Raw genomic sequence first — 1535 nt, forward strand, 5'->3', positions numbered from 1 at the left:
CCTCCGTCCCGACCTCGCGCTCTTTCGAGCGCCGCGCCCAAGCGCAGTCAAGGCTGGCCGGAAGGCCACCGCCGCAGGCGGCGCGGCCTTGACGGCGCGAGCACGGCGCTAGCCTGGCGAGGCTGGGGACGAAGCAGGCTCATGCGGCCTGACGCAGCACCTCCTTCTTGTGTTCACGCAAATGCTCCATGTTGAGATAACGGGTCGTCTCTAGCCAGTTCTCATGCGTCTCGACGGCAAGCGCCCGGATGAGCCGCAAACAACTCTCGGGGTTGGGGAAGATTCGCACCACATGGGTGCGCCGCTTGATCTCCTGGGTGCGCCGCTCGAGCATGTTTGTGCTTTTCATGTGCTTGTGATGGGCAAGCGGTGGCCGGTAATAGGTCAATGTCTCCTCGATGTTGTTCTCGACCCAGGCACACAGCCGCTCGTCTTTGCCCTGCCACTTGGCGAGCCATGGGGCCAAATCGCGGCGCACTTCCGCCAGCGCGCGGCGGTCATCCATCCACCGCAGTTCTTTTAGGCAATCGTCGCTTGCCTTGCGGGGTAGATGATCACGGGCATTGCGCAGGAAATGGACGTAGCAGCGCTGCCATGCCGCCTCGGGCAGGACTTGCGGGATGGCCTTCTTGAGCCCGGCATGATCGCCGGAGACGACGAACTCGACGCCAGCCAGGCCGCGGTTCTTCAGGCTCAAGAGAAAGTCCTTCCAGCTCGACGGACTCTCGCGGTTGGCGAGAGTGACGGCCAAGATCTGGCGCCGGCCCTCCCAGGCGACTGCGACCGCGATCGGCACCGCCTGGCTTTCGATCACCCCGCCCTCGCGGACCCGCTCATAGCGCGCGTCCAGAATCAAGGAGGGATAGGCCTCGGGGAGCCGCCGCCCGCAGAAGGCCGTCAGGCTCGCATCAAGCTTCTTGACGATGCTGCTGATGGCCGAGGCCGAAAACTCGTGCCCGCACAGGTCTTCCGTCACCGCTTTCACCTTGCGTGTCGAGACCCCTTGGACGGACATCTCGATCAGGCTCGTCAGCAGCGCCTTCTCCGCCCGCTGATAGCGCTCGAACAGCTCGGTTGAGAAGCGCCCCTGGCGGTCCTGCGGCACTCTAAGTTCGAGGGTTCCAACCCGCGTGATCAGCAACCGGCCGTAATAACCGCTGCGATAGCCAAGCCCCGCGGTTGTCCGCTCACCCTTCTCAGCTCCCGGCGCCGCCGTCATCTCGGCTTCCAGCGTCGCTTGAACGATGGCCTCAACCATCGTCCGTAGATAATCCGGGTCGCCAGACAGCAACCCTTTCCACTCAATCCGTTCGGCCTTGCTTTCTCGCTTGGTCATGCTCGCTTGGTCATGCTCGCTTGGTCATGCTCGCTTGGTCATGCTCGCTTGGTCATGCTCGCTTGGTCATGGTGTGCATCCTTCGTGCAGGATCGGTGACGTTGAACATCACCCGCACCCCATGACCGCCGGGCCTTCAGGCCACGTCAGCGCTTTGCAAAACTATCAGAACACTATCATGAAATGGCAGGGGCAGGCG

1 protein-coding gene is annotated in these 1535 nt (G+C 63.0%); it reads right to left on the bottom strand.

Annotated elements, in window-relative coordinates; translation table 11 throughout:
* Positions 1 to 139 precede the first annotated feature (139 nt).
* The gene (locus ACREC7_RS16415; protein WP_431556757.1) at positions 140 to 1336 is read right to left on the bottom strand and encodes an IS256 family transposase; all 1197 of its coding nucleotides are present in this window, start codon (positions 1334 to 1336) and stop codon (positions 140 to 142) included.
* Positions 1337 to 1535: the final 199 nt, after the last annotated feature.

It is taken from the genome of Methyloceanibacter sp., assembly GCF_050728395.1.
Taxonomy (GTDB): domain Bacteria; phylum Pseudomonadota; class Alphaproteobacteria; order Rhizobiales; family Methyloligellaceae; genus Methyloceanibacter.